This is a genomic window from Butyrivibrio sp. X503, assembly GCF_003625475.1.
In the GTDB taxonomy this organism is placed as follows: Bacteria; Bacillota; Clostridia; order Lachnospirales; family Lachnospiraceae; genus Butyrivibrio.
This window is the reverse complement of the sequence record NZ_RAIQ01000012.1, coordinates 13,799-38,054: the sequence shown is the minus strand read 5'-3', so window position 1 is coordinate 38,054 and position 24,256 is coordinate 13,799. Positions and strand designations below refer to the sequence as shown.

22 protein-coding genes are annotated in these 24,256 nt (G+C 41.0%); 2 read left to right on the top strand and 20 right to left on the bottom strand.

Annotation, left to right across the window (positions count from 1 at the left end; translation table 11 throughout):
• The 8 genes from D6853_RS14880 to D6853_RS14845 form a co-directional block, all read right to left on the bottom strand.
• Nucleotides 1-209 (bottom strand): hypothetical protein (locus D6853_RS14880; protein ID WP_147367784.1); only part of this gene is annotated, 209 nt, incomplete at its 3' end.
• A gap of 24 nt (nt 210-233) precedes the next feature.
• Nucleotides 234-5,690, bottom strand: a complete 5,457-nt coding sequence (locus tag D6853_RS14875) for a DUF6531 domain-containing protein (protein WP_120658795.1) — start codon at nt 5,688-5,690, stop codon at nt 234-236.
• Nucleotides 5,691-5,697: 7 nt separating this feature from the next.
• Nucleotides 5,698-6,096 (bottom strand): DUF5082 family protein, encoded by a 399-nt coding sequence (locus tag D6853_RS14870; RefSeq protein ID WP_120658794.1) that lies wholly within the window; start codon nt 6,094-6,096, stop codon nt 5,698-5,700.
• Nucleotides 6,097-6,109: 13 nt separating this feature from the next.
• Nucleotides 6,110-6,409, bottom strand: coding sequence for a hypothetical protein (locus D6853_RS14865; protein WP_120658793.1), 300 nt, complete (start codon nt 6,407-6,409; stop codon nt 6,110-6,112).
• Nucleotides 6,410-6,590: 181 nt separating this feature from the next.
• Nucleotides 6,591-6,734: a cyclic lactone autoinducer peptide gene (locus D6853_RS14860; RefSeq protein ID WP_120658792.1), complete on the bottom strand. Its 144-nt coding sequence runs from the start codon at nt 6,732-6,734 to the stop codon at nt 6,591-6,593.
• Between the two features lie 20 nt (nt 6,735-6,754).
• Nucleotides 6,755-7,432 carry a DUF4956 domain-containing protein gene (locus tag D6853_RS14855; protein ID WP_120658791.1) on the bottom strand — a complete coding sequence of 226 codons (678 nt, stop codon included), beginning with the start codon at nt 7,430-7,432 and terminating at the stop codon, nt 6,755-6,757.
• A gap of 48 nt (nt 7,433-7,480) precedes the next feature.
• Nucleotides 7,481-8,212, bottom strand: a complete 732-nt coding sequence (locus D6853_RS14850) for a polyphosphate polymerase domain-containing protein (protein WP_120658790.1) — start codon at nt 8,210-8,212, stop codon at nt 7,481-7,483.
• Nucleotides 8,213-8,304: 92 nt separating this feature from the next.
• The gene (locus tag D6853_RS14845) at nt 8,305-9,468 is read right to left on the bottom strand and encodes a sensor histidine kinase (RefSeq protein ID WP_158588780.1); all 1,164 of its coding nucleotides are present in this window, start codon (nt 9,466-9,468) and stop codon (nt 8,305-8,307) included.
• 347 nt (nt 9,469-9,815) lie between these two features.
• Here D6853_RS14845 and D6853_RS14840 point away from each other — a divergent pair, with 347 nt between their 5' ends.
• The gene (locus D6853_RS14840) at nt 9,816-10,583 is read left to right on the top strand and encodes a LytR/AlgR family response regulator transcription factor (RefSeq protein ID WP_120658788.1); all 768 of its coding nucleotides are present in this window, start codon (nt 9,816-9,818) and stop codon (nt 10,581-10,583) included.
• 6 nt (nt 10,584-10,589) lie between these two features.
• The gene (locus D6853_RS14835; RefSeq protein ID WP_120658787.1) at nt 10,590-11,165 is read left to right on the top strand and encodes an accessory gene regulator B family protein; all 576 of its coding nucleotides are present in this window, start codon (nt 10,590-10,592) and stop codon (nt 11,163-11,165) included.
• A gap of 15 nt (nt 11,166-11,180) precedes the next feature.
• Here D6853_RS14835 and D6853_RS14830 read toward each other — a convergent pair whose 3' ends face one another.
• The 12 genes from D6853_RS14830 to D6853_RS14775 form a co-directional block, all read right to left on the bottom strand.
• Nucleotides 11,181-12,167, bottom strand: a complete 987-nt coding sequence (locus tag D6853_RS14830) for a helix-turn-helix transcriptional regulator (RefSeq protein ID WP_120658786.1) — start codon at nt 12,165-12,167, stop codon at nt 11,181-11,183.
• Between the two features lie 24 nt (nt 12,168-12,191).
• Nucleotides 12,192-13,202 carry a TRAP transporter substrate-binding protein gene (locus tag D6853_RS14825; RefSeq protein ID WP_120658785.1) on the bottom strand — a complete coding sequence of 337 codons (1,011 nt, stop codon included), beginning with the start codon at nt 13,200-13,202 and terminating at the stop codon, nt 12,192-12,194.
• Nucleotides 13,199-13,990, bottom strand: a complete 792-nt coding sequence (locus tag D6853_RS14820) for a response regulator transcription factor (protein WP_199713044.1) — start codon at nt 13,988-13,990, stop codon at nt 13,199-13,201. The genes D6853_RS14825 and D6853_RS14820 overlap by 4 nt, the downstream gene beginning before the upstream one ends.
• A 30-nt stretch (nt 13,991-14,020) precedes the next feature.
• Nucleotides 14,021-15,511: a sensor histidine kinase gene (locus D6853_RS14815; RefSeq protein ID WP_120658783.1), complete on the bottom strand. Its 1,491-nt coding sequence runs from the start codon at nt 15,509-15,511 to the stop codon at nt 14,021-14,023.
• A gap of 77 nt (nt 15,512-15,588) precedes the next feature.
• Nucleotides 15,589-16,059 carry a YcxB family protein gene (locus tag D6853_RS14810; protein ID WP_120658782.1) on the bottom strand — a complete coding sequence of 157 codons (471 nt, stop codon included), beginning with the start codon at nt 16,057-16,059 and terminating at the stop codon, nt 15,589-15,591.
• Nucleotides 16,060-16,070: 11 nt separating this feature from the next.
• Entirely contained in the window at nt 16,071-17,369 is a 1,299-nt protein-coding gene (locus D6853_RS14805; RefSeq protein WP_120658781.1) for a TRAP transporter large permease, read from the bottom strand.
• A complete protein-coding gene (locus D6853_RS14800; protein WP_120658780.1) occupies nt 17,369-17,905 on the bottom strand; it encodes a TRAP transporter small permease in 537 nt (178 codons plus the stop codon). The genes D6853_RS14805 and D6853_RS14800 overlap by 1 nt, the downstream gene beginning before the upstream one ends.
• Before the next feature lie 16 nt (nt 17,906-17,921).
• Nucleotides 17,922-19,025, bottom strand: coding sequence for a TRAP transporter substrate-binding protein (locus D6853_RS14795; protein ID WP_120658779.1), 1,104 nt, complete (start codon nt 19,023-19,025; stop codon nt 17,922-17,924).
• A gap of 140 nt (nt 19,026-19,165) precedes the next feature.
• Entirely contained in the window at nt 19,166-20,506 is a 1,341-nt protein-coding gene (locus D6853_RS14790; RefSeq protein ID WP_120658778.1) for a PrsW family glutamic-type intramembrane protease, read from the bottom strand.
• Between the two features lie 152 nt (nt 20,507-20,658).
• Complete coding sequence (locus D6853_RS14785; RefSeq protein WP_120658777.1) at nt 20,659-21,360, bottom strand: MgtC/SapB family protein; 702 nt, start codon at nt 21,358-21,360, stop codon at nt 20,659-20,661.
• A 24-nt stretch (nt 21,361-21,384) separates the two neighbouring features.
• Complete coding sequence (locus D6853_RS14780) at nt 21,385-22,446, bottom strand: ABC transporter ATP-binding protein (protein WP_120658776.1); 1,062 nt, start codon at nt 22,444-22,446, stop codon at nt 21,385-21,387.
• Nucleotides 22,447-22,461: 15 nt separating this feature from the next.
• Nucleotides 22,462-24,174: an ABC transporter permease gene (locus tag D6853_RS14775; RefSeq protein ID WP_120658775.1), complete on the bottom strand. Its 1,713-nt coding sequence runs from the start codon at nt 24,172-24,174 to the stop codon at nt 22,462-22,464.
• Nucleotides 24,175-24,256 lie beyond the last annotated feature (82 nt).

Below are 24,256 nucleotides of genomic sequence, written 5' to 3'. Positions count from 1 at the left end.
CACATTCCTTGGCCTTTGGCAGAAGACCACATCATAAGTTTATATTCTTTATCAAAACGTGTATGCTGTTGAATATAAACTTTTTGTATGATGTTTTCTACATTTCTTTCAAACGTCCAAATAATCCCGCTTTCTAGTCGTGTATATTTAAATCCCTTTTCATCGAGTACTTTACCTATTATTTTTTTTATTGCCCTAGTTTTATTCATAAAATAACCTCAAATCTGAAATAATTAATTATCACATCCTGTTATTGCTTTCATGACTTTGTGAAAACCATCTAACCATAAATATGTTCCTGCTGCATATAATCCAAGCGCAACACCATCATCTAAAACTCCAACTACTGTTCCATCGTCAAGTATCAATACTGAGCTCGGAATAAAACATGAAATCCCTCCAACCATCTCAACTAAACCGAATGTGCCATAGCATACTCTCGATGCAACCTTACATACTTTTTCCTTTATGTCAGATTCTTGTTTTACTATGCCCATCGCATGTTTATATTCTTCTTCAGGAACCTTGTCAACATCATAATATACCATTCCGTTTCCGTCAGAATGATATGTAATAGCAGAATTTTTTATAAACGGCGAATAGACGACCGTTTCAGGGATGATTTTTGTACCATTAAAAGCAAGTTCATTTAAGCTTGTACTTCCAAATTTACCGATTGACTTTCCTAATCTGATATTATTATTTATTCCTTTGACATAACCTGCTAATTGGATTTCACCCAAAGTCAGTCCATTCGTAGTAGAAACCGTGTTAGTAGCCGGGTTTTGCGATTCCGGCTTTATTTCGTAAACACTATAAATATTTTTGGATTTCATAACAACATCAGCTAAACCATTTCCTGTCTTTGTTCTTCCTGCACCTCCACCTTCTATAAATACATTTGTATGCACCGTATTATCGGAAGAACTATACCTTACAGTAATATCTGATTCAATGGCTATATGTGCAAATATACCTTCAAGCCATTTTGGCATATTACCATCTAAATCGATAAGTACAATTGGATTTCCCCAACAATAGCCATAATGATTTAGCGTGAACGGGCTTTCCACAAATCCCTTTACGTTATCTTCTGATTGGAACCTTCCTGCGTCAGGGCTATAGTATCTCGCTTGAGCAAACTTTAGTCCTGAGATATCATCCTCCTGATAACCGGTGAACACAAACGGCTGAATAATATTTCCGTTTGTTGCATATGCGTGTTTCTTCTGCTTTCCTGTAAACGGATCTATATTCCTTCCAAAGTCATCAAAAGCATATGATGATACAATGCCGTCCGTTCCGGTCATATACATAGGAGAGCCAAGTTCATCCTGAAGGTAATAGTAGTTATTACCTTTCTTGGACATTGAAATAACGTTGTTGTCATAGACAAAGCTCTCTTTTTCACCATTTACGGTCCTTTCAAGAAGGTTATAATACTCTCTTGAAAGATCGCAGAGATATTCTATTCTCTCCTCAGGTCTTGTTGACGATACTCTAAAGCCAAGACCGTTATATTGATTTGTAAGCTCTCCCTTAGTTGTATCAACAACCTTTGAGAGCATATTCGTAGCATCAAAAGTAAAGGTCTTCTGCAGGAGACCGTTTACGAATTCTTTTGTCTGATTTCCTCTGTTATCATAGTCGTAAGTCTTTATGTTAGTCTGAGAGTTAGTAAGTTCCTTAGCTTCCGTAAGCCTGTCGAGAACATCATATGAGTAAGATGTCTTAGTATCATTTTCAGTCAGACTCTTTCTGTTTCCAAAGGCATCATATTCATATAAAGCCTTACGCTGTCCGTTAAGCGTTGAGCTTGTAAGGCGTCCTATAGGATCATAAGTGTACTCATATCTTCCGGATACAGCGTCCAACCCTCTTCTGTTTCTTTCAATTCCATTTATAAGTCCTGTATTATCATAAGAGTAGAAGTACTTATCAAGAACGCCTTCCTTATCCGAACTGATCATGGATTCAAGGTTTCCGCCCGGAAGGTATGTGTATCCTTGTGTTATGCCATTTGCAAACCTCTTTTGAGAAAGACGCCCAAGCTCATCATAAGCATAGGTTGTCTCTTCACCATTTCCAATAACGCTCTTAAGCTGATGTTTTTCATCATAGTTATAAGAAACCACTCTTCCATCAGGATATGTGAGCTTTGTCTTTTCACCTGTAGCTCCGTATTCATAAGCTACGGTCCTGTTCAGATAGTCTGTGACCTTTGTGATTCGTCCCAGAATATCATTCTCAAGTATCGTTTCACCCAGCCAGTCATTTATCTTATTTAGCTGGCGTAGTTCGTTATAAGAAAACGCCACTGTTCTTCCATCTGAGTAATTAACCTTTGTTACCGTGCCGGTCTTATCATACTCATATGTAGTCGCATAGTTATCCCTATCAGTCTTTGTCACAAGCCTTCCGTACTGATCGTATTTAAAAAGCTCTTTCTGACCGAGTGCATCTGTGACTGATGTAAGCTGTCCCGAAAGGTCATAATCATATATAGTGACATGACCGTCTTTTCCAACTGTAGGGAAGATATCTCCGTTTCTTTCTTCATCGCTTATGCGGCCTTCTTCTCTGTGTATGCTCTTTAGGTTATCCAGAGCATCATAAGTATAGGCTGTCTCGTTACCAAGGGCGTCAACAACGCTCTTAAGGCGGCCTGTAGGTGTATATGTATAGAGGGTTGTATTCTTACCATCAGAAACCTTTGTGGCTCTTCCCATCAAATCGTACTCATACGATACGCTGCGGCCATCAGATCCCTCTACACTTTGTATCCTGTCAAGAACATCATAGCTGTAATCAATCTTGTATCCGTCAGCAAAGGTTCGTGATATCACTCTTCCGAGTTTATCGTAAGATAATTTCTGCTCAAGTCTGTCACAGAAATAGATCGCACTGAGGCTTCCGCTTATATATTCAAATCTTCTTATTCTTCCTGCGGCATCTGTTATGCTCTCTATATCGCCAAGCTTTGTATATGTGTAAATTGTACTGTTACCGAGAGCATCAGTTTCTTTGGTAACTCTTCCAAGAGGGTCCACTTCCCTTGTATACTTATTGCCCAGAGCATCTGTGACTGCGATAAGATTATTATTCGCGTCATACTCATAACTCTTGGCATTTCCAAGTGCATCAGTCTCTTGGATAATATTTCCCAGCGCGTCATAAGAAAGATTCTTAATCTTTATATCGCCATTGTACTGCGCTATCACGTTGTCATTTTCATCATAGTCGTATGAAGTGCTCCTGTACTCAGGATCGATTACTTTAACAAGTCTCTTTAAAAGATCATACTCATATCTTATAGTTCCGCCATTCGGAAGCTTGACTGTCTCTTCATCCCACACCTTGTTATAGGTTATCCTTGTCTTTCTTCCGGCTTCATCGGTATATTCACAAGGCTTTCCAATGTTGTTATATTCCCAAGTCTTAGCGGTATTGTCAGGGTTCTCGACCTTTATAAGCTTTCCTGAGTTATTGTATGAGTATCTTGTCTCGTTTCCGATAGGATCAGTTACCTTGATAATTCTATCCATAAGATCATACTCATAGCATGTTTTAGCACCAAGGGCATTACTTGTAGAGATGACTCTTCCAAGCTCATCTCTTTCATAGAACGTCTCTATCCCCTTATCGTCTTTTACATAGCAGATATCGTTATTGTCATCATAATCAAGGTGCGTAGATGCCCCTTCTGCGTCCTCTATCCTCTCTACCTGCCCTATCTCGTTATAATAGAGCCTGTTTTCTTCCATAAGAGGGTTGATAACGCTTACCAGCTGACCATGCTCATCATAAGAATACTTATATGTACCGCCGTCAGGCCCCTTTACAACTATTGGCTTTCCTTGTGCATTATAAGTGATATTTGTAATATTACCTTTTGCATCGATCACCTTTGTAAGATGGCCTCTGTTATCATAGCTAAACTTGGTCGTATAGCCTCTCTTATCGGTAACAGAAGTCTTCCTGTTCTTTTCATCATAAGTAAATGACTCAGATATATTCTGCTCCGGATATCTTGTTCCTATATGGCGGCCATATTCATCATTAAGATATTCTGTCTTAAGGCCGTTTTGCTCTGTAATCGTGGTTATAAGCTTCTCGTCATCATAATCAAAAGAAACTACGCCTCCGTCAGGGAAGCTCTGCTTAACAACTCGGTCTCTATCGTCATACTCATTTTTTAGGAAGGTTATTCCTCGAGGATTATCGACTTCATTTATGATGCCGTTATCGTCATATCCGTATCTTCTCTTAGTTCCATCGGGATAGGTGACGTTTGTAAGCAGAAACTCTCCGTTAATTTTTATATATTCATACTTAACGTTTCTTCCCGTATTATCAGATGCGCATGTGATAAGTCCGTTTTCATCAAGATCAAGCGCGATAAATTTAAATCCGGCGCGGATACCTACAGGGAGCCCTTCTTCATACTCTATCCTTGCAAGCTCTGATACTGAATTACCAAAGGATGATAACTTTCCGTCTTTATCAAACTTCGTATATGATCCGTCATCCTGCAATAGTCTGTACTGATCTTCTGATTCAATAAGTCTTCCGCTCTGACCATGAATTTCTATATACTCTGTTTCTTTAATTTCAGACAGATCTGTCTCTATATGAGAAGTTTCGTTTATCTTTTGATAGATTCCCTCATGTCCGTCAGAAAAGACAATCCTTATATTCGCATCTGCACTATCGTTTTCTTTAGAAAGATGCATGTCAAAAAGGCTCATCCAGCCAATGCCGAAAAAGCCGCACTCTTTACTCTGCGCATTATAAAATCTTCTTAGAGATATGGGATATATTCCGGTGATATTCAGATCTTCTCTGTCATTTATATAGTTACCATTATTGACATTGACGGGATCCGAAAATAATGACTGACAGCCCGAAGCACAGCCCAAAAGATACTTCTTAAGGCCCGCCACAATAGGTGCATTCATGACCCCGACAGTTGCATTTTTAGCTGTAAAATCTTTTAGCTCCTTAAGGGCACCGCCGACCTTAGTTGCTATGAGGCTAAGAATGCTTTCCTTCATCTCAGGCTCAAAAGTCTCCATCTGATCTAGTAGCGCTGCTTCTTCCACAACTGTCTGTATATACTGTTCTATATATTGTTCAAGTCCTGACCTGTCTACCATCGCGCAGGCTTCCAGATCAAAATCCTCTACTTTCTTAACGAGCTTATCAAGAAACTCCCCACTACCGGAAAATTCTTTATATACGTTTCTTGCTTTATGATAGCTAGGTATGGTTACACTACCGAACTCTTTAAAGGCTTCTTTTAAATATTCTGCCTTTCCTTCTATCTCAACGGAATTAGGATTAAGTATTTCTTTTAGTTCATGGAAAAAATTTTTGATTATTTTTATCTGATCAGTATCAATGCGCGCAACGGGAGACCCATCGACCGTCTTTTTGAAATGCTCATCTATTGCAACATACAGTTGTATGAGTCTTTTCTGTATGTCGTGCTCGCGAGTACTAAACTCGACCTGCACATCCTTTATGAATTTCTTGGAAGCATCGGCCGCTAGACCTATGTAAGTAGTATTATCTATATACCTTCCATAGGCGGTGTCTGCTATATCAGATTTACTGGTGTATATTCTTACACTGTCATCAAGATCAGTGATAAAATCGTTTACTTTCTCTGAATCGTATCTCTTTCCCATTATTTAATTACTCCCCTTGTGCCGGTTGACTTGCTTCTATAAGTGAATCTCTCTTAGCTCTTAGCTCATCTATCTCTTCTTCAATGCGTCTTATTTCTTCTTTGATATTTTCTATGAGCTGTAATATATCCTCAAGTAGCTGCGCGGTCTCATTTAGGCCTTCAGAGGTTCTGGTGTCTATCTCATTCCGATAATCCTCGCCATCTCTTTCGCGTTCCCCAAGCCACTCTCCGTTTCTTGTCATGTCATAAGCACAAGCAGGCTTATAAACGTTGTTTTCTATATTCGTTTTTCTTTCGGATACATAATCATATGCATCCTCAAGTTCGCTAATCTTGTCGTAAAGCGCATCTCTTCTATCCTTAAGCTCTTGAATGCGATCATTAAGTTCATCTATGCTGCTCATTATTTTTTCCCCATTATTTGTTCATTTCAACTTTAAGACTCTTACTTGCAACTTCATCAACACGGATCATACCGTCTCTAAGCGTCAAAAAAGCTCTAGGTAAAGATCCAGAAGCTTCTTTTCTGTACTCTTTTGATGATTTGTAAACTTTCTTTAATATTTTTTCCATTTTAAGTCCGACATCCGTATATTGCCAAACCTTTACCGACTTAAGCGGAGACTCATCCAAAACACATTCGGATGTAGAGTGTTTTATATCATTCACAATATTCGTGAAGATTTTAGTATCCATAAATACTTTATTCTCAGACATTCCTCCACCTCTTTCCATTTATTATAAACATGTAACAATTTATTAATATGTTATCACGCTTACTTATTCCATTCAATACATATAATTCATTTCATATAGTTTTTTACGTACACATAAAAACACTTCGACGCCCTGCATATGGCAGGGCGCCGAAGCGTATATGTTTATTGTTCATTGTTATTTATTTTGATAATAGGAAGTTTTTGATGCCCTTAGGCTCACGCGGCTGATGTAAATACATGTAGCAGCGCTTCTCACTATTAACCTTCAATGTCTTTCTGGATAATTTTTCGAGCCCCTTAGCCAATACATTCTTTTCCCTCATTGCAAGATCACCTCCTTATATTACAGTTCTTCTGTTTTAATAGCCACGGTACGGGAACAGCTGATCTCGAGATTGCCGTTTCTTACGCGCATCTCATCTATCATGCTCTTGGTGGAAGCACCTGATTGCATGATGATCTTGTAGCTCAATCTATATAAACTTCCCATTCCGTAGGTACGAACTTCCTGTAATTCAGATCTGGTAGTGTACTTTGCAAGTATATCATCAAAAATACCTTCAAAATCCAATCCTTCCGGAATTGTGATTTTAAGCAGCTTCTCGTTCTCTCCGATATGGAGACTGTTGAGAATCACAGTCACAAGTGAAAGGATCACAACAAAGATAACGGCAATACCAATGTATCCCATACCTGTTGCAAGGCCCGATGCCATAGCAAGAAAAATACTTGTTATCTCTTTGCCGGCTCCCGGTGCCGAACGAAACTTAACCAGAGAGAAAGCTCCGGCAACAGCTACTCCGACTCCAAGGTTACCGTTAACCAACATGATAATGATCTGCACGATCGCAGGTAGCAGTGATAACGTAACGAAAAAGCTCTTTGAATAGCTGTTCTTAAGTGTATACATAAATGCTATAAAAATACCGATAGCAAGTGATGCAAAAGTAGAAACCAGGAAGGTAACCCCCGTAACCATCCCGTTTGTCATAATGGACCCAAATATATAGTCTGCTGTCATTGTTTTTTTCCTTCTGTCTTTTATTATAGTATTGCCGATATTCAGTTTTTATACGGCGGTGCTCATAGCCACAAATCTGGGCTCGTTGCCGCTCTTGTAATCGATATAACCTCTTCCATACTTAGAAAATGAAGTCTTTCGAATATTTAGCTCATCCAAAATCCTTGCAAGTTCTACGGACATCGCTCCAGCGATCTTAAGTTCCATAAGATGCTGTCCGGGCTCTAGAATATCCTTGCCCACATTCCCCTCTTTTAACGATAATTTGTCCGTTCTCCATCTGATGTTAGTATCAAATGTGATCCGAAGATCCGGATCATTAATCCCCTCCATTGCGATCCTGTCATAAGAAATCGCCATCGCAGGCACTAATTCCCCATAGTGCTTCCTCATATAATCAATCTCAGTAGATATCTGCGATTGATTCTCAAGCTCTTTACCTTTTACAAGATAATCAATTGCTTCCGAATAAGGCATTGAGATCCTTCTTTTGTAGACAACCCCTTTATACTTTTTCTTGATCTCAATAAAAGAATTGGTGTCGTCTGTGGCTACGCCATATGAACGCAATCTGAGCTTTTCCTTGTAGATAGGCTTATCAAGAGAGTTTTCGATAAGAGCAAAATCCGGAGTATCAAAATAGATATTCAGGATAGCCGTCTTACCGTAACTATCTACCCTAGCCATACCTTCAAGTCGTTTTCTCAGTGCTACATATTGCATGTCGTCCAAAAGATATTTGACCTCGATCCTCTCGAAGACATCTTTGTAACCCGCCATATGTACCTCCTTCGCTCGAGCTAAAACCCATTATAAACGTTTTCGGAGGCCATATTTTCATGTTGTAAAAAATACGGATTTTTATGTAATTTTTAATGAATTCCATATAGAATTGCGACTACCGTGAAGTCTTCGATATTGTCTTTTATCTTCACTTCGCCGTCGTAATACTTAACTGCTTTCTTTACGGAAGACAGGCCTATTCCGTGGTTTTCCTTATCTTCTTTGGTAGTAAAATAAGCCCCGTCGCTTCCTCTTCTCTTTTCGCTTATACAGCTGTTCTTAATACAGATATGAAGAATACCCTTTTCATACGATATTTCGACTTTGATATATCTTATATCCTGTGCCACCTTATAGCATGCTTCCAGGGCATTTTCCAAAAGATTTCCCAGTATGATAACAAGGTGGTCGCTTCTGAATTCAAGCTTGGCGGGAACAAATACCGTAGCGTCAAAATCAATCCCGTTTTTCTTGGCTATCTTATATTTATGATTGATAAGGGAATCAATGATAATATTTCCGCTTCGCGATATTTCCTCCGCATCTACATTTATTCCGTCTTTTAGAAGCCTTTCGATATATTCGCACGCTTCATTGTTATGGCCTTGCTTTATCATCTCAAAAAGGCCGGTGAGATGATTTTTCATATCATGTCTGGTCCTGCGGATCTCGGAATAAAAATTCTCCTGATCGCTTGCCTGCACAGAGCAAAGCTCAAGCTGCTTACAATAGAGCCTGTTCTCTGATTTCAGCTCAGCGTCCAGACTGATCTGGTCGTATACCTCGAAAATAATATAATTCATGAGCAAAAAGAAACAACCCGATATTATCGCAAAATCAGAATATATCGGCTGTCTTGATGCTATAAGAAATATCCAATTCATAATAAAGACGCTTATGATCGGAATTATCAGAATTATTGAATATTGTCTCAGTGGAACATCCCTGAATCTTCTGTCCTTTTTGGTGTTTTTAATGACTATTTCTACGATCAACATAAGAGATTCGGAAACAAAGCTTCCGGTTTTATAGATACTGTCCATGTCTATCCCTATTGTCGTCATAATGATTATGGTTGCCGCTTCAAACAGCATTCCCATAGTGCACATAATAAAAGCGAAAAAAGCGCATCTTTTAAATGAAGCATCATATGACGCCAAGCCCACAGCGACAATAAACAGGATGTTTCCGCTCACCATAAGCCACGGACTTAGGACCTCATTATAGTGATTGGTAAAAAACGTGAAAAGCATGAATAAGACCATCAGGCATTTGCCTAAAAATTTATTGTTCTTATTCCCGAGAAAGATCTGCATAAATTTTTGCAGTATCAATATATGCAAAAAAGCAAGAAATACCTCTACTGCAATCCAAAAATTCCATATCATATCCCCACCACCTATACATTTTCTATACATCCCATCTACTCTACATTAAAACATTTTCTCACCCCATTATGCAACACGCGTTTTCAAAAGCATGTCAAAATGTGATATACTACGTAGGAAGGCATCGAAAACGATTAAGCCCTCAAGTAAACACATACCCATCCTACAAAATTAACCATTACATAATGATAATAACTTGAAGGAGATAGGATATGTTAAAAATAGCCATATGCGACGACGACGTAAAACTGGCCGGATGGCTGGAATCTCAGGTTAACAATGAATGCCTTAACAGCGGCATACGCGCCGATATCGATATTTTCTATGACGGTCTTCCACTGGTAAAGAGCTTTGAAGAAGGCAAAGACTACGATATTATCTTCCTTGATATCGAGATGGAAAATATGGATGGTATTTCAACCGCCCGCAGCATACGTAAGTTCAGTAAGGATGTGATCCTTATCTACATATCGGGTTATGATAATTACCTCAAAGAGCTCTTTGAAGTAGAACCCTTCCGGTTTCTGTCCAAACCCGTTAATCTTGAAAAATTCAAATTGTATTTTAACCAAGCTCTCGGAAAGCTCGAAGAAAACGAAGGCTTCTTCCAATACATATATAAAAGAGAGCTTATTAAAGTTCCGTTCAAAAACATCGTTTATTTTGAAAGCTCCAGCAGACTAGTGCATATCCATCTAAGCGACGGATCCGTAAGACAATTCTACGGCAAGATCAATGACATAGAAAAAAGCATCGAGAGCAACCGCTTCTTTTTCCTTAGGATTCATCAGTCTTTCCTCATAAACTATAAATACGTAAAAAGAATCAGCTATTCATACGTGATCATGCATGTGGGAAACGATGAAGTCGAGCTTAAGATAAGTGAAAAGAAACAAAAAGAAATCCGCGATAAAGTGTGCAACATCGCGGTAGCTCAAAGCAAATTTGAAAGCACGGGTTGTCCGAATCACAGGGATTAATAAAAAATGGAATATCTGTCCAAGAAACTAACAGACTATATACTTGAGAAAAATGTAATAGATAAAGAAAACTACGAAATATACAAATACGGTTTCGAATCTTTCCTCGAAACCGCGTTTTGTTTTGCATCAGTTCTTGTCATTGCAGCCTTTATGCATGCGATCCCGCAGGCGCTCTTCTTCTCTTTCTTTTTCCTTATGATGCGCTCATACACGGGAGGTCTTCATCTTAAGACCTTCAAGGCATGCTATGTCTCTTCATGTCTTATTCTGGTCGCATGTATCCTGCTTGTAAAAAACCTTACGGTAAATCCGTATCTTTCCATAGCCATATATGGCGCTTCCGTACTTGCGATCGTTCTTCTGGGGCCCGTTGATCACCCAAACAAGCAAGTCGACGAAGAAGACAATAAGCGCTTTATGTTTAGATCGTATATCATACTTGCGATAAGCGCCGTTACCGCAGTGATTCTTTTTATCATTAAGAATCATTCTTATCTTTTTCTTGAAGGGATAACCTTTGCCTTTACGGCTGTAACGGGCTTTCTTGGAAAGCACTTAAACAAATACACGGTCGCATAAACACCTAAATACAGATCAGTACAAAGCGATCCTTTCTTTAAGCTCAGCGGCAAATCTATCAGCCACTTCCTTAGGCGCTACGATCTTTACTCCGCTTCCCAGTGCAAATATCCAGCCAAAGAACTGATCGCTGACTGCGACGTCCGCAACCGTCTCGGAATATCCTTCTTCACTGCTTTTTCTTATCGTAATGTCTTTTCCGAATCTATCAAGAATGATCCCGACCATCTCATTTTTAAAGCGAAGCTTTACGCCGGTCTTTTCTCCGCCAAACATACCAAAGTTCATTCTTGAATAATCAGCCATGTTTAAAGAAGAAAAAGCTTCTTTCCCTTCTCGTTTGTCTTCAAGATGAACGATCTTTCTCATCTTATCCACTCTGTAGTGCTTGATCTTTGAAGCTTCGCTGTCAAAGCCTATAAGATAATAATTCTCGTCATCAAACGTAAGAGCCCAGGGGCTTATCTCATAGAATCCGTCTTTCCTCGGAACCATCTTTTTATCAAGATTCCACTGAAGGTACTCAAATCTTATCTTCTTGTTATGAGCTATGGCATTGTGAATCTCATCGACCACGTAATATATACTTTCGTTCATGGTCTTGATCCTGCCCTGAACTACAACCTGCCTTCGAAGCTGCATGGCCTCATGCTCACTTCCAAGGCTTGTCACTTTCTTTATAAGCTCTGAAGATTTCTTTTCCGTGATAAATTTGGATGACTGAATGGAATCGACTAGCAGCTTAAGCTCGGCAAGTTCAAAATGCTTGGAGCCCACATGATAATAAAAATGTCTTCCTTCCTGCTCACCTATCACATCTATGCCGAGAACTCTGAGCGCCTCCATGTCATCATAAAGACTCTTTCTGTCCGCAGTCACACCGTAAACTTCAAGTAATTCCTGAATCTGAGGCATTGTCAGATAGTGCTCGTCATCAGTTTTTTCAACCATGATCTTTGCAAGATAATACAGCTTAAGCTTTTGATTTGCCCCCTTTGGCATAGCACCCTCCCTGATTACTACGTATCAGTAATCGATTATCTTATTGATAAGATCCATTTCATCGCCGCAATACTTCACATACACATCGCTCATAGCATCTCTGAATTTCTTCTTTTCGGACGGAGACAACGTTGTCACTTTTGTTCCGCTCTCGATAGCTTTTTTCTTGGAACGTTCTTCTCTCTGTATCCAAAGCTGTCTCTCATAAATAGCGGACTCTTTGGCACATTCCAGGATTATCTCTTTGTCGGAATCCGAGAACATGTTCCATACCGCCTCGGAACAGATCTGCATCTCCGGAACTCTGACGTGCTCATCGACAGTATAGTACCCCGCAACCTTGTAGTGATTCATCGACTCATATGACGGCCAGTTGTTCTCGGCGGCATCAACAAGTCCCTGTTCAAGTGCCGAATAAACATCCGAAAAAACAATCTCGACCGGGTTGGCTCCAAGAGCAGATATCATATCTGCCATTATAGCAGATTCCTGTACTCTTATGTTCATTCCCTCGCAGTCCTCAACGCACGTTATGGGCTTATCGGTACTGTAGAAATTTCTCGCACCGGCATCATACCAGGAAAGTCCCACAAGATCGTATTTTTCTACTTTATGTAAAAAATCATCTCCGATATCACCTTCAAGAACTCGCCACATGTGCGCGGAATCATCATAAAGATAAGGCAAAAGAAGTACATTCATATCCGGGATTTTCTCGGCGAGCTGAGATACGGAAACTCTGGCAAAAGCGATTCCTCCGTACTTCATCTGCGTGATGGCCTCAGCCTCACTTCCAAGCTCCGCTCCGTACTTAATCTGAATCTTTATTCTTCCGTTCGTTCGCTCATATACAAGGTCTGCAAATTTTTGTCCGCCAAGCGTCGAAGGATAATTCTCGGACTGGTTCTCTGCATACAAAAGAACGTACTCGGGAGCATCCTCTTTCTTTTTTCTGTTATCCAAAAACCACATAACCACAACGACAACAGCTCCCGCAAGGAGAAGTGCCGATGCGATTATCCATCTCTTTTTCATGAGCCCAATACTCCGTTTCTGTAATCACTTGGAGTCTTTCCCGTCATTCTCTTAAAGACCCTGGTAAAATAATTGGCGTCGCGATATCCGGCTTTGCAGCTGATATCCTTGATATTTATCGCAGGATTAGAAAGAAGCTCTTTGGCCTTTCCGATCCTAAGTTCATTTAGATATACGATAAAGCTCTTTCCGAAATTCTGCTTAAAGAGCTTGCAAAAATAAACATCCGAATAGCCCAGAACTCCCGCCACATCTTGAAGAGAGATATCCTCCATATAATGTTCGTCAATGTAGTTCTTGGCTTCTCTTACTATTATATTTGACTTTATGCGATCCGAATCGTCTTCCGTTATATCAAAGACAGTTGACGCATCCCCATCACCGGGGCCTTTTTCCTTGTTTTGTTTCCTTATTCTGTCTTCAATACTGAAAGCTTCTTCAAAAACTCCGATAATATCTTCATCGGATCCGGGCTTTAACAGATAGTCAAGTGCCTTAACTTCAATTGCCTTTTTTGCATAGCTGAATTCATCAAAAGCCGTCAGGAAAATTATGCTGCAATCGGGATCAAAAGCCCTGATCTCCTCTGCGGCTTCAAGCCCGCTCTTCCCGGGCATCGCAATATCAAGAAGTGCAATAGAGCAATCGTTTTTCTTAAACTCATCCACCGCTTCAAACCCGTTCGTCGCAAGAAAAACCTCAACCTGCTCCGGAAAAAAATCATTTATTTTCTTATGTATAACCTGTCTTTCGATAGGCTCATCATCTGCAATAAGTACTCTGTACATCAGTTACTCTCCTTGTTACGTAAGTTTGACCTAGTCAACATCGCCCGAAAGATATGGAATAGTCACCGTTATAGTTGTTCCTTCTCCTTCCGAGCTTATGATCCGCATGTCACTCTCATCGTACATGCCCTTTATTCTTCTGTAGATATTTCCCATTCCGATTCCGACACTGTTATTATCACTGCCGCCAAGAGATTTGAGTATCAGATCAAGAGTCTCCTTACTCATTCCTCTTCCGGTATCCGTAATAGCTATGACCAGTTCATCGCCTTTCTTGGAAATATCAAGCGAAACGCATCCACCCTCAATCTTGGGTGAAATGCCGTGTATTATACAGTTTTCGATTATAGGCTGAAGTGTAAACGTCGGCACCATAACATTATCGGCATCGACCTCGCAGTTTACTTCGTATTTAACTCTATCTCCGAATCTCATCTTCTGAAGATACATATAGTCTTCGGCGACTTTAAGCTCCTGCGACAAAAGCACCTCTTTGGCCTGGTTCTTTAAGTTGTATCTAAACAAAGACGAAAGAGCTTTTATCATCTGCTCTGTTGTGCCCGCCCCCTCAAGATTGGCCATTCCGCCTATAACATTCAAGGTATTAAAAAGAAAATGCGGATTGATCTGATTCTTTAAAAGCTCAAGATTCATCGCATCAAGCTGCTTTTCCGCTTCAAGAGTTTCTACCTCCTTGGCATGAAGCTTATCAAGCGCTTCTCTTCTTTGCTCGAGCGCTTCGATATACTCGCCCGTCGCATACTTCATCTTGTTAAAAGCCTTGACGAGCTCGCCCAGTTCATCCTCATTGTCCGCCTCGACATCATCAATATAAAAATCATTGGCGGCAATTCTTCTCGATGCGTTGGCCAGCTTAAGAACCGGCTCCGTTATAGCTTTATTCATCATTCGGGAAATCTCAAGAACTGCGGAAAAAAGAAAGATACTAAGCGTAACAGCTATCAAAGGAACCGCAAATACAGTCGGAATGAGCTCTCTGTACTTGGCGTTTCCGTCTTTTAACGTAAGATCAACAAACTTCTGCGCATAACCTATAAGATAATCCTGCATGGTATAAACAGCATAAAGTCTGCTGACATAGTCATATTTTTGAGTTTCTGCATCAACAATCTCATCCCTGTATTTGCAGTAAACATCATAACAGGTCCTTAGAGAAAAGAGCTGAGCATATCTGTTCTCTCCCAGCCTGTCATAATCAAGCGGAACGGCACTAAGCGCCTTCTTTGTCGCTTCAAAAGAATCAAGAAGGGCCTGCCTGTTTTCTAAAGAATTGTTGTTTATATATGCATTAAAAAGATCTTTCTCTTTATCAAGATTCGCAACAATCTCTCCGCCCTTTGAGTTATCCTCCATTATGTCGTTAACGTCAATAACGAACAGTCTTATTAAGATCGCATCAAAAACAATGGCAACCAGGATTGTCAGAAAAACGGTTCCCGTAAAAAGAGTTATCTTATTTTTGATAGTGATCTTTTTCCAAAACGACTTAATCTTACTCATAATCTCAAAAGAAGGCAGCGTATAGTTACTTTGAAAGTATTATATCGCTGCCTTCATTAAATTTCTATTTATCTTTTTTATTTTCGAATCTGTTTGCACAGAAATTCGTAAAACTCTTCCTTCTCATCACCGAGAATACGGTTTGTGAGCATATAACCGTAGCTTCTTCCTGACATAACAATGATCATATTGGTCTGCTTGATCGCATTGGATATCTTATTCCACATAATATCCTCATGACGACCTTCACTGTCTACATGAACACCCTTTTCGTCAAACATAAGCTCAACTCTTGCCGGGAGATTCTCAAGCTGCTTAACGCTTCTTCCGTAGATTGCAAGCGGCTGAATAACAGGAAAAAGAAGACATCCGATGATCATAAGGGCTCTTATAAAGCCATCGGTTTCTCTCCAAAAATGAAGTGTCATCATGATCATAGCCACAGTAAATACCACATTTATAACACCTATAAATGAGCGATAAGTACGAAGCATCGATATGAAAAAAAGATCCTTAGGTTTAACATCCGAAATAAATCTGTATTCCATATTACTTCCCTTTACTTAGTAGCAAACAGATTAGGTAAAAACAGGCTTATCTCAGGGAAAAACGTGATAAGCATAAGTACAATTATCATGCACAGATAGAAAGGAAGCGTCGCCTTGACAACCTTCTCCATCTTAACCTTACCTACGGCAGAACCGATAAAGAGAACCGCACCTACAGGAGGCGTAAGAAGTCCGATACCGCAGTTAAGGATGATCATGATACCAAACTGAATCGGATTGATTCCTGCGGTATGTGCAATAGGAAGAAGGATAGGTGTGGCTATCAAGATGATAGGCGCCATATCCATAATACATCCGAGTACAAGAAGTATCAGGTTAATAAGAAGTGCTATCAAGAACAGATTGTTTGTAAGTCCTCTGATGGCATTCGCCGCAAGATCCGGTACATGAAGAGTCGTAAGGCAGTATCCGAACACACTCGAAGTCGCGATCAGAATAAGCACGATGGAAAGTGTATCAATGCACTGCTCCAATGTCTTCCATAATCCCTTGAGATCTATTCCTTTATAAATAAACAAACTTACAATAAGGGAATAGATAACTGCTATGGCCGCCGACTCGGTTGCCGTAAACATACCTCCGACAACACCGACGACAACGATCACTACTGCCGCAAGAGCCCAGAACGATGTGCAAAGCTGCTTTAGGAATTTAATAATGTTAAACTTATCTCCCTTGGGATAATGTCTCTTTTTGGAGATGATATAAGATCCCACCATGAGAGATATTGCAAGAAGTGCTCCGGGAATATAACCTGCAAGGAAAAGACTTCCTACGGAAACTCCGCCTGCGCTCATCGCGTAAATTACCATGTTGTGGCTGGGAGGGACCAAAAGTCCCTCACACGAAGATGTGATCGTAACAGCCGTTGAAAAATCGTCGTCATATCCCTGCTCAACCATCATAGGAATAAGAATACTTCCGAGTGATGCAGTATCAGCCGCAGCCGATCCCGAAATACCGCCGAAGAAATATGATGCGACGATATTTACCATAGCCATGCCGCCGGTCATCCATCCGACACAGGAATCTGCAAGAGCAATCAGCTTTTCCGATATACCTCCGGTACCCATAATACATCCCATTGTGATGAAAAAAGGTACCGCCATCAAACTAAAAGAATTGATTCCCTTAACCATATGCTGACAAACGGTTGTAAGCGGGAGTCCCTGATATAACAAACAAAAAATTGAAGATAAAGCTACTGCATACGCGATCTGGAACCTCAGCATAATCATTACAAGAAAGCTCACAAGCAATATTACAATAGCCGTAGTGTTTACTGCCATTACTTATTCTCCTCCTTTAATACTATGCTTTTAATATGGTTATAAAGAGATTCAAGCTCAAAAACAAACATCGCGATTCCCGCTACAGGTATCGGGAAATACAGCCAAAATCTGGAAAGGAAAGGCAAACTTACATATGTGCCCTTGCCTCCGATAGTCATGGCATACTTCCAGCCAACAAAGATCATCACAAATGAAAGTGCAAAAACGAAAAGATCGTTTAAAATATCGAGCGCCTTCAAAAGCGACTTCGGAAAATATACATCCAGTGCTGTCATACGAATATGTGCGCCACGCCTTATAGCAAGAGCGGCTGACAAAACAGCCATATAAGCCATAAGCGAAAGAACAACTTCTTCGCTCCACGCAGGATCGTGAATCATGGGATTAAACCTACTTAAATATCTGCACGCAACACTCACACTCGTGATCAGGATGTCCGCAATAAGCAATATCTTGCAGATAAAGAGCATAACCTTATAAGTCATATCATATATAGGTTTGATCTTATCAACCTGTTTAAAAATGCCTTCCATAAAAAATCCTCTTTCCTTACTTCATGTCAACTATCTTCTGATAGAGTTCTTCCTGTCCCTTTGTGTTCTCTTCGATAACAGGCTTAACCGCTTCCTGCCAAGGAGTAATATCCTCAACTTCGACGATATTTACATTTTCAGCCTTGAGCTGCTCAAGTACTTCCTTTTCCTTATCTTCGGAAATTGTGCGGTTGTACTCTGATGCTGCCTTTCCTGCTTCAACAAGAATATCCTGCTGATCGGGTGTAAGCTTGTTCCAAGCTTCGTCTGTGATAACAACCTGAATTGCACCAAGTGTATGTCCGTCAAGGATCATGTTGGGAGCAACCTCAGGGAATGCTTTTGACTTGTAGTTGGCGATAGGCTGCTCAGCGCCGTCAACAACGCCTGTCTGAAGTGCCTGATAAAGCTCGTTGAAATCAACAACTGTAGGTGAAGCGCCAAGTCCCTTTACAAGACCTGTCATAACGGGATCTTCCGAAACACGAAGCTTCATGCCCTTGAATGACTCGATACCAGTAATCTCATCCTTGGTAAAGAAATGACGGAAACCTTCCTCTCCATAGAAAAGGCCTCTGATTCCTGTGCCTTTTTCTGAGGGCTCAAGAAGGAATTCCTGCGCAAGCTCAGAATCAGCGAATTTCCAGAAATGCTCACGACTTACAAAAGTATAAGGAAGTGAAAGAAGCATTGACTTCTCTCCGCCATAGCTTGTAAGAGCAAAAGCTGAAATTCTTGAAATATCGATTGTTCCGCCGCCGCCAAGCATTGTGTCGAGTACGTCTTTCTCTGCACCGAGAACTCCGCCGGGCTGAAGATCGATAATGATAGATCCGTTGGATCTCTTCTCAACCTCTTCCTTGAACTTCTCATCAGTCATTCCAACGATAGTATCAAGGTTGTTAACCTCTGCCATAACAAGAGTGATAGCATCGGCTGCGGGTGTAACTGTTTCTGCTCCGGCTTCTGCTTCTGCTGAAGTATCATCAGCTGCAGGTGTTTCTGTAGCCGCAGATGCCTCTGAAGGAGCTGCAGATTCCTCAGGAGCCTGTAGTCCGCAAGCTGTCATTGAAAGAACAGTTGCTACAGCTAAAAAAGTTGCGATAATTTTTTTCTTCATACCATAACCTCCCAAATTTGAATAATAAAAAATGACATTGTCGCTTTTCGACAATGTCATTATAGGTTATAGCTATATTACAAAAAATCGGACATTTTTAAGAATCCTAGCACATTCTTAATAAGTTACATTTTCCTACATCAAGTAAGATCTGTCGCCGTGAAAACAGGATTGGGATTGGAAAGTCCGTCATCCAAAGGCTCGTTCTGAATTATGATCGCAGGATCCTGATCAAAGAGTTCCTCTGTCTTGGCGCCGCCTGTGGTCTGTGTATTGGATACAGGCTGTCCATTCTGAACCTGTGTATAAGGCTGCTGCACATTCATATTGTTCTGATAACCCGATGCCTGCTGTGTGGGCGTCTGGTTAACCGGCTGCTGTACATTCTGCGCTACGTTCTGACCAAACTGCTGTGCAACGCCCTGGCCGAACTGCTGTGCATTCTGTGCAACACCCTGATTAAACTGACCAAACTGCTGCTGTGAGTTCTGCGCAAAGTTCTGGTTCATCTGACCGAACTGCTGAGCGTTCTGCGCAACATTCTGATTGAACTGACCAAACTGCTGAGCAGCACCCTGATTGAACTGGTTAAACTGCTGTGCTGCACCTTGGCTAAACTGCTGCATGTTCTGCGCATAGCCCTGATTCATCTGATTAAAAGGCTGCTGCATATTCGGAGCCATTCCTGCCTGCATTCCCATAGCCTGCTGGAACTGTGCGGGATTAGCCTGCTGCATAGCCTGCATATTTCTTATATTGATTGCTTCCTGTGCCGTAACTCCGGGAATAAGAGGAGTATCTGTCTTGGACATAAGCTTGATCATCTTGATGGCACGAACTACCATGAAAATCTCAAGACCGATAAATGCTAGAAGCAAAATTTCCATTTCGGCCATAAGACAGAAATCATAGAAACCATGAATGGCAACGGGAATCCAGAATGCCTTACGGAGATTCATCTTCATTCCCTGAATGTTGCCTCTAAGCTCGTTGCCCTTTGCAAGTCCGTAGTACACACCCATGAATACACCGAAGATACAATGTCCGGGTACGGATAAGATTGCTCTCATAACTCCCACATGGAATCCGCCGGGAACAACATACAAGATATTCTCAAGAGTAGCGAAACCAAGTGATGAACATACGGAATAAACAATACCGTCAAAAGAGAAATTGAACTCTTTATTATTCCATGTGCTCTTTTTAAGTACAAAGTATTTACCGCCCTCCTCGGCAACACCTACAACAAAGAATGTCAATATGAACGTATAAATAAGATTGCTTGTATTACCCATAAATACAATATTGAGCAAAAATGTACCAATCTGTTCCATGAACATCGCGGAAATCGTTGTAAGAAGTCCAAGGAAAAACACCAATGCCATAAGACTGAACGGTTCTTTCTCGACATTGTCTGCTTTGTAGATAACATAAAGTAACACTGCGGCAGGAAGAACTGCCAAAATTGCTAAGATCGTCATTTAAACATCCCCTTTACTTTTTTCATACAAAATAGTTCTCCAATAATGTTAATATGTTCGTAAAGAAATGTCAAGACATAAAAAGGCTGCCTGCAAATAATTTTTCGCAGACAGCCCTTAAATAACCATATTTCTGACAGCTTGCAAAAGTGTCAGATTTCTTCTACATAATTAACAAATTCTTGTGCATTTAGTATATCCAGGATTTCCTTGTGAGAACGTCTTCTGTCAAAGTCGATATCCACAATAATAGCGGCATCGGAAGATTGCAGTGTCTTTTCCTTGCTCTTGGTCATACTGCTTATCTTGCAATTCTCCGCAGAAAGCGTCTGTATAAGTTTGTTAACGCCCTTGTTCTTGTTGACTTCAACATATACGCTCATGTACTTACTGTTATCTTCTACGCGATGACTTAAGTGAAGAAGTATCACATTTGCGATCATAACAAGCGCAAAGCAGACAACTCCGATCACAAGATAACCGCCTCCTATAGCCATTCCCATGCAGGATGTAACCCACAAAGAAGCTGCGGTCGTAAGTCCCTTGATCTGCTGTCTTCCTGTCACAAGGATAGTTCCGGCACCGAGGAAACCTATACCGCTTACAACTCCGGCAGGAATACGGCTGACATCGGCGCTAAGTTCAGGAATCTGCGCAAGGTAAATGTTAAGAGCCGTAGCAACAGCAGAGCCCAAACTAACAAGAGCAAAAGTCTTGATTCCGGCGCTGTGTCTTTTGACAATTCTCTCCCAACCGATGAGGCTGCCGAAAAACGTCGCGATTATAAGCCTTATTCCAACGGCAATATCGCTTGAACTCTCCAAAAACTCAAGTACATTTAAAGCTTCATCCATTATGTTTACTCCGTTCCATCTTATTTAAAGTGCATAGAGAGTATTATCCTCAAAGCTAAGGAATACCTCATCTCCGACACTGTAGATCTTCTTATTCTTGGGATTGTACTCCTGAATCTTAAGAAGAGTATCTCCGACAAGAATATGATAATCCTGGTATGCGCCCATAAAGCATGAATACTTAACACTTCCTTTAAGTACTCCGTTATCTCCAAGTATAGCACCTTCCGGCCTAAGTACAATACTGCAATCCGCTCCGGAAGAAAGATTTCCCGTTGCACAGCTTATCTCCTGCCCGCCGATCTCGACGCGGTCCTGAGCTTTAACCTTTCCGCTTAGGAAATTAGCCTCTCCGATAAAGTCAGCAACGAATTTATTGTTGGGATAATAATATGCTTCCTGAGGAGTTGAGATCTGCTCTACAATACCGCCGTTCATAATGATGACCTTATCTGAAATAGCCATTGCCTCACTTTGGTCATGTGTTACGTATACAGCCGTGATTCCCGCTTCCTGCTGGATTCTTCTGATCTCTGTTCTCATTGAAACTCTGAGCTTGGCATCAAGGTTTGACAAAGGCTCATCGAAAAGAAGTACGCCGGGTTCAATTACAAGAGCTCTTGCAAGAGCAACTCTCTGCTGCTGTCCACCTGAAAGCTGATTGGTCATACGGTTTTCCATGCCCTCAAGTCCTACAAGTCCGAGGATATCCGTAACCTTGCGTTTAATTGTTTCTTTGTCCATCTTGCGAAGCTTAAGTCCGTAAGCTACGTTATCAAAGATGTTGTAGTGAGGAAGAAGCGCATAGCTCTGGAAAACCATAGCCGTGTCACGCTTATTGGGAGTAAGAGCATTGATAGGCTCGTTTCCCAAATAGATCTCACCTTCATCGGGACTCTCAAAGCCCGCGATCATACGAAGCGTTGTTGTCTTACCGCATCCTGAAGGACCAAGGAGTGTTACAAAACTTCCGGGTTCAATTTCAAGATTAGCGTCTTTTACCGCATAAAAATCTTTTCCTGTTTTGGGATCTTTATAAATTTTTGAAATGTGTTCAAGGCGAACACCCTTTTTCTCTTTAGCCATTTTACACCTCTTTCATTAATCGTTTGTCTGTACTCTGCGGCTTGTTCCGAAATACTTCATAAGTATGTTCATGATAAGCACCGCACTGTAGGTTATGAGAATAAGAATTGACGCAAACGCGCAGGCAATTCCGTATGCACCCTTCTCTGCAAACTCATTGATCTGTACGGTAATGAGCAGGTACGAAGGTGTAACCAAAAGAATGATCGCACTGATAGCCGTGATGCTTCGTACAAACGAGGTTACGAATCCGCTAAGGAAGCTGTCCTTAATAAGAGGAAGCGTTACCGTCATAAATACCTTAAAGCTGTCAGCGCCCATGTCGTAAGCCGATTCTTCAATGCTCTTATCAATCTGACGAAGAGCCGAGATACCGCTTCGTGTTCCGGTAGGAAGGCTTCGAACGATAAATACGATAACAAGGATCGCGCCTGTTCCGTATAAGCCCTGAAGGATTCCGCTTCCGAAAAGTCCGCCCGAGAAACCTCTGATGTATCCGATACCAAGAACCGTTCCGGGAACAGCCATGGCAAGCATTGAAACCGCCTCAATAAATCCTTTGGCTTTAAACTTTCTCTTTACAACAAGATAAGAAATGATCATGGACAAAAGAGCCGTAATAGGCGCGGAAATAAGTGACAGGATAAAGCTGTCCTTAAATGCCTTGAAGCCCTTGTATTTCTTGAATACCTGTCCGAACCACTTAAATGTCAGGTGGAAATCATATCCCCATGTACGGAACATTGCTCCGAAAGGAACACAGATATACATGAGAATAACGAAGATCGCAAGTGCCGAGCAAAGAATCGTAAGAGGAACGGTAACGCTCTTGTCGGTGATGAGCATACGCTCTCTTGATGCTTTTCCCGAAAGAGTTGCCGTGCTCTTAGCCTCCAGGTAATACTTCTGAACAACAAACATAAGGAGTGTTATTCCCAAAAGAACTACCGCCATCGCAGCAGCGCCCTGTTTGTCGTACGCACCTGTGATCTGAAGATAAATTGTTGTTGCAAGTGTATCGTATGAACCACCGATGATCATCGGGTTTGCGAAATCGGCGATCGACTCGATAAAAGTAACGAGGAACGCATTTCCGAGTCCCGGAAGGATCAGTGGTAATGTAACCGTATTAAATACCTTAAATCTGGAAGCGCCCATATCTCTTGCCGCTTCCTCCAAGGAAGGATCGATATTCTTAAGAAGACCCTTTAGCATCATGTAGCAAACCGGGAAGAACGTAAGGGTCTGAACGATCGCGATTCCCCAGAAGCCGTAAACACTGTTATCGTAAATCTTTAAAAGGAAACGGGTGATGATGCCTGCCTTACCGAAAAGCATGATCATCGATAATGAAAGTACAAATGGTGGTGAAACAACGGGAAGCATGGAAACAACTCTGAAAAGACCTTCCATGAATCTTGTTCTCAGTTTTACATACACCTCGACATAGGCAAACAAAAGACCTATGAGAGCCGATGCTATACCTACAAGAAAACCTACCTTCAAGGTGTTTCCGATAGCGCGTCTGAAATTCGGGAGCGCCATAACACGCTTAAAAGTATCTAATGTTAATCCCGTCTCTGAAACAAAACTGTCCACAAGCAAAATAGCAAGCGGATACAGAATAAACACAGTCAAAAAAACAATCAAAAGCGCAATGGTCGTCACCATAATGGGATCGGCCATCAGCTTCTTCCTGTCAAGGCTGGCACTTTGACTCTTTGCCATTGCGTAAGTCCTCCTTGTGTAAAAAAGTGCTGGTTGGAATATAAATGGAGCGGATCTATAGTATGACCCGCCCCATAATGCA